This is a genomic window from Streptococcus taonis, from assembly GCF_029948085.1.
Classification (GTDB): Bacteria; Bacillota; Bacilli; order Lactobacillales; family Streptococcaceae; genus Streptococcus; species Streptococcus taonis.
Window position 1 is genome coordinate 102,011 of sequence record NZ_JARZZP010000009.1, and the last position, 6,241, is coordinate 108,251.

At 40.0% G+C, this 6,241-nt stretch carries 1 protein-coding gene; it reads left to right on the top strand.

Annotated features, from left to right (window positions below; genetic code table 11):
- A complete protein-coding gene (locus tag QEZ38_RS06295; protein ID WP_281335365.1) occupies positions 1 to 6,048 on the top strand; it encodes a ZmpA/ZmpB/ZmpC family metallo-endopeptidase in 6,048 nt (2,015 codons plus the stop codon).
- Positions 6,049 to 6,241 lie beyond the last annotated feature (193 nt).

The window sequence follows — 6,241 nt, forward strand, 5'->3', positions numbered from 1 at the left end:
ATGAAAAACAGAAAAATGCAGTTTGATAGAGTCATTAAATACTCTATTCGGAAGTTCTCAGTTGGTGTAGGTTCTGCGGTTATCGGGACATTTCTTTTGGGGGCAAATAACTTTTTAGTTGAAACTGTTGCAGCTAACGAAGTAGCGACACCTAGCCAAGTTCATTACCGTTATTTGGCTGAGCAAGAATTGACAGAAGCAGAAAAAGCTTTAATCCATCGCGAACTTCCTTCTGATTTAAAGCAAGATGATGTTGTCTATCTTGTTTACAGAAAGAAGGAAGTGAATTCTCAACAATTGCCGAACACTGGAAGCGAGGAGTTAGCACTGGCAACTCTTGGATTTGCAACAGCGTCTTTGGTTGTTGTGGTGATGTCTAAAAAACACCGCAATAAAATGTTGGGTCTTCTCTTTATTGGAGCGCTAGGTGGTAGTTACTTTATCCCTCAGTCAGCTCAAGCATTTGAGAATAAAATCCTAGTGTCCTACAATCAAACGATTGCAGCAAGTAGTCAAGAGGACTTGGCAAAAGGTGTCATTCAAATCGAAGGATACGAATACGTCGGTTACTTTAAAGCATCAGATTTCCAAGACCAACCAGAGAAAATTGCTACTGCTAAAGGAACTCAAGAAGTAGGCCATGAAGGTGAATCTCTGGTTCAACCAGAATTGCCAGCTTACACAGGTGAGATTAGTACTAAAGGAACTCAAGAATCAGGCCATGAAGGTGAATCTCTGGTTCAACCAGAGTTGCCAGCCTACACTGGCGAGCTTACAGCCAAAGGAACGCAAGAAGCAGGCCACGAAGGCGAATCTTTGGTTCAGCCAGCATTGCCAGCCTACACCGGCGAGCTTACAGCCAAAGGAACCCAAGAAGAGGGTCACGAAGGCGAATCCCTAGTTCAGCCAGCATTGCCAGTCTATACCAGCGAACTTAGCGCTAAAGGCACTCAAGAATCAGGCCACGAAGGCGAATCTTTGGTTCGACCAGAGTTGCCAGCCTACACCGGTGAGATTAGCGCTAAAGGAACTCAAGAAGAAGGCCACGAAGGTGAATCACTGGTTCAACCAGAAGCCCCAGCCTACACCGGCGAGATTACATCCAAAGGTACTCAAGAATCAGGCCACGAAGGCGAATCTTTGGTTCAACCAGAATTGCCAGCTTACACAGGTGAGATTAGTACTAAAGGAACTCAAGAATCAGGTCACGAAGGTGAGTCTTTAGTTCAGCCAGAATTACCAGCCTATACAGGCGAACTTAGCGCTAAAGGAACTCAAGAATCAGGTCATGAAGGTGAATCCCTAGTTCAACCAGAAGCTCCAGCTTATACCGGCGAGATTACAGCCAAAGGCACGCAAGAAGAAGGCCACGAAGGCGAATCTCTAGTTCAGCCAGAAAACCCCGCCTACACCGGCGAAATCACAGCAAAAGGAACTCAAGAAGAAGGCCACGAAGGTGAATCCCTAGTTCAGCCAGAATTACCAGAGTATACAGTAGCTGAAGCAACTATCACAGAAACTGAAACTGTAGAAGTTCCATATACAAGAGAGTATGTAAATGACGATACTCGCTACACTGATGAAGAAACAGTAATTCAAAATGGTCAAGCAGGAAGTCAGCTGATTCATCGTGTCTATAAGACAGTCAATGGCCAAAAAGTTGGGGACCCAATCAGCACGAGTACAGAAACTGTTAAGGCTCCAGTAAACGAAAAAATTAGTCGTGGTACCAAGGCTATTGAAGGTAAAGTTGAAGAAGTTTCATTTGAAGAAATTCCTTTCGAGACAAGAACAGAAGTAGACAGCACTCTTCCGAAGGGAACAGAAGTTGTTGCTCAAGCTGGTCAAAACGGTAAGAAAAAGATTACCAAAGTCTATAAGACTCTTAAGGGCGTGAAAACTGCGGATGCTCCAACTATTTCAGAGGAAGTTGTCGAAGCTGCGCAAGATCGTCTCATTAAGAAAGGTGATCAAGTCCTCGCTGCGCCAACGTTGACAATTACTCAAATTGATAAAGAAGAATTAGAGCGTAGTGCCAAGGTTCGTTACCAATTGGTCAAACCAACAGGTGTAACCATTAAATCTCTTGAAGTTGTCTTGAAAGACGGAGACACTAGCCTTCAAACAGTCAACATGTCTGAGGGAGATTTGACTGCTAATCTTACAGACTTGAAATACTACAAGGACTACAAGATTGCAACCAAGATGGTTTACGATCGTGGAAATGGGAACGAAGAAGTTGTTCTCACGGAAGAACCACTGCGACTTGATCTCAAAAAAGTCGAAGTCAAAAATATCAAGGAAACCAGCCTTATCAGTGTTGATGACCAAGGTGTAGAAACTGATAATAGTCTATTGTCAGCTAAACCATCAGATGTTAAACCTTATTACTTGAAAGTGACAACTCATGATAACAAGGTTACAAGACTAGCTGTTGACAAGATTGAAGAAGTTACTGTAGATGGTAAAACATTGTACAAAGTAACTGCCCAAGCCCCTGATTTAATTCAGCGTAATTCAGACAACAAGTTCAGTCAAGAATATGTCCATTACTTTGCTAAGCCAAAAGCTCATGAAGGTGATGTTTATTACGATTTCAATGATCTTGTAAAGGCCATGCAGGACAATCCTACTGGTACCTTTAAGCTTGGTAGCAGTATGAATGCAAGTAACGTGAACCCCGCTGGCAAGTCTTATGTAACCAATGCCTTCAAGGGAACATTGGAAAGTACAGAAGGTAATAAATTTGCCATCTATAACATTACGAGACCATTGTTTGGTAACATTGAAGGTGGTACTGTTAAGAATCTCTTGCTTGAAAATGTCAACATTGACATGCCAGGATTTGATCGAGTAGCACCAATCGCAAATGTTATCAAAAATAATGCGACTGTCGAAAATGTTAAAGTAACAGGTAATGTTGTCGGGGGCAACGATGTAGCTGGTATTATCAATAAAATTGATGGTAGTGGTAAGGTAAGTAATGTTGCCTTTATCGGTAAGATTCACGCTGCTGGAAACAAAGGTTGGTACTTAGCAGGTGTTCTAGGCGAAAACTGGAAAGGTATCGTAGAAAAAGCCTACGTTGATGCTGAAATTACTGGTAACAAGGCAAAAGCTGCAGGTTTAGTTTATTCTTCTCAAAATGGTGGAGATAACAATACACTAGGAAGAGAAGGTGTTCTTAGAAATTCAGTTGCTAAAGGTTCGATTGAGCTGAAGGAAGCTGTTCAATCTGGTGGATTACTTGGTACTAACTGGGCCTTGGGTGCTATTGAAGACAACATCACGATGATGAAAGTCAAAACAGGTGAGATGGTCTTTGGTCACTCTGATATTGACGCCGATGATTACTTCACGTATTCAAGAACAAAACGTAACTTTAGTGTTGAGGGAGTAAGTGAGGGTAATAAATCTTATAAGAATTCTCGCAAGATTCCTAGCATTTCACAAGAAGAAGCTGACAAGAAGATTGAAGCAATGGGGATCACTGCTGATAAATTTGAAAGCACCAAACCTGTTGAAGACAAACTTAATAACATTGTCAACAAAGCTGATCAATACAAAACAATCGATGGTTACGACGCTTCTCGTGAACTTGCCTACCGTAATATCGAAAAATTGCAACCATTCTACAACAAAGAGTGGATTGTTAACCAAGGAAACAAATTGGCTGCAGGAAGTCCTCTCTTGACCAAGGAAGTCTTGTCTGTTACTGCCATGAAGGGCAATGCTTTTGTAACAGAATTGGCTGATGCCGACCATATTATGGTTCATTATGGTGATAAGACCAAAGACATCTTTACTGTTTCGCTGAAAGAATCTAAGGTCAAACAAGTCAAAGAGTACAGCATTGCTGAACTTGGAGAAGTTGTTTACACTCCGAACATGGTTGACAAAGACCGTAGCGATCTTATCAATACTATCGTTGAAAAATTAAGTCCAGTTGAATTGCAATCAGATCCTATCTACACACACCTAGGTAGAACAGGACCAAATAAAGTTAACGCTATAAAAGATCTTTACCTAGAAGAAAGCTTCAAAGAAGTCAAGGATAATCTGGCTAAATTTGTGAAACAGTTGCTTGAAAATGAAGACCATCAATTAAACACAGATGAAGCTGCTAAACGTGCCTTGATTAAGAAGATTGATGACAACAAGGCTGCTGTTCTTCTTGGTTTGTCTTACCTCAATCGTTACTACGGAGTTAAGTTTGATAACTTCAATATCAAGCAACTCATGTTGTTCAAACCAGACTTCTATGGTAAAAATGTCAATGTGTTAGACTTCTTGATCAAGATTGGTTCCAAAGAAAATAACATTAAAGGTGATAGAACTTTAGAAGCTTATCGCGAAACTATCGGTGGAGTTATCGGTATAGGCGAGTTAAACAGTTTCTTAGACTATAATATGCGTCTATTCACAGAAGACAAAGATCTAAATGATTGGTTCATTAAAGCAACTAAAGATAATGTCTATATCGTGGAACCAAAAACAACAACTCCTGAGTTTGCGGATAAGAAACACAGAGCCTATGAAGGATTAAACAACGATATGCACGGTAAGATGATCTTGCCACTCTTGAACTTGAAAGATGCCCATATGTTCTTGATTTCAACTTACAATACAATGGCTTATAGTTCATTTGAAAAATATGGTAAGTATACTGAAGCAGAACGTAATGCCTTTAAAGCTGAAATCGATAAGGTTGCAAAAGGTCAACAGAATTATTTAGACTTCTGGTCACGTCTATCAATCGATAAAGTTCGTAATCAACTTTTGAAGAGCAACAACATGGTTCCAACACCTGTTTTGGATAACCAAAACTATAAAGATATTAGTACTGATAAATACGGTCACACTAATAGTGGTAAAGATGTGGCGCCTATCCGTGAATTATACGGACCTACAGGACGTTATCATGCGACTGACTGGCGTATGGGAGCTGTGGCTCGCGTTTATCAGAATCCATATAAAGATGATTCTGTCTTCTTCATGGTTACGGATATGATTAGTGACTTTGGGGTTTCTGCCTTTACCCACGAAACAACTCACGTAAATGACCGTATGGTATACTTGGGTGGCTCAAGACACCGTGAAGGTACTGATTTGGAAGCATTTGCACAAGGAATGTTGCAAACTCCATCAGTATCAAATCCAAATGGTGAATACAAAGCCCTAGGTCTCAACATGGCTTATGAACGTCCAAACGATGGCAATCAATGGTATAACACCAATCCAAATGATCTGAAGTCACGTGACGAAATTGATCGTTACATGAAGGGCTACAACGACACTCTTATGCTTCTGGATTATCTTGAAGGAGAGGCTGTCCTCGATAAAGCAAATCAAGATTTAAACAATGCTTGGTTCAAGAAGGTTGATAAGCAATACCGAGGAAATAACACCAAGAACCAATTCGACAAGGTTCGACCTTTAAGTGATGAGGAAAAAGCTATTCCTTTACGCACAGTAGATGACTTAATTACGAACAACTTCATGACTAACCGCGGTCCAGGTAACAGAGTTTATAATCCTACTGACTTTGATTCTGCTTATGTGAATGTTCCAATGATGACTGGTATCTATGGTGGTAATACAAGTGAAGGTGCTCCAGGAGCGATGTCATTTAAACACAATACTTTCAGAATCTGGGGTTACTATGGCTATGAAAAAGGCTTCCTAAACTATGCTTCTAACATGCTAAAAGCTGAATCTAAAAAAGCTGGTAAAGATACTTTAGGTGATGACTTCATCATTAATAAGATTTCTGAAGGAAAATTCAACAATCTTGAAGATTGGAAGAAAGCATACTTCAATGAAGTTGTAACAAGCGCTAAAAAAGGAATTCAATCTATTGAAATTGATGGTAAAACATACAATAGCTATGAAGACTTGAAACGTGCATTTGCTGAAGCAGTTGATAAAGATAAGGCTACTCTAAGTAAGGGATCTGTCAAATTTGACAATACCGTATCACTTAAAGAAAAAGTCTTCAAGAAACTTCTTCAACAAACAGATAGCTTTAAAACTTCTATCTTTAAATAATCCAAAACTCTCATCTGCTTATTAGGGCTCTTTGTCAACTGTAGTGGGTTGATAAAAAGTTATAACGGCTCTTTGTCAACTGTAGTGGGTTGATAAAAAGTTATAACCTGGAGAGGACCAACATGGTTCTCTCCTTTTTGATGTTCAAAGCAATGAGGATTCTAGTTTTAAAGTTTTCAAAGTTCCGGAAGCC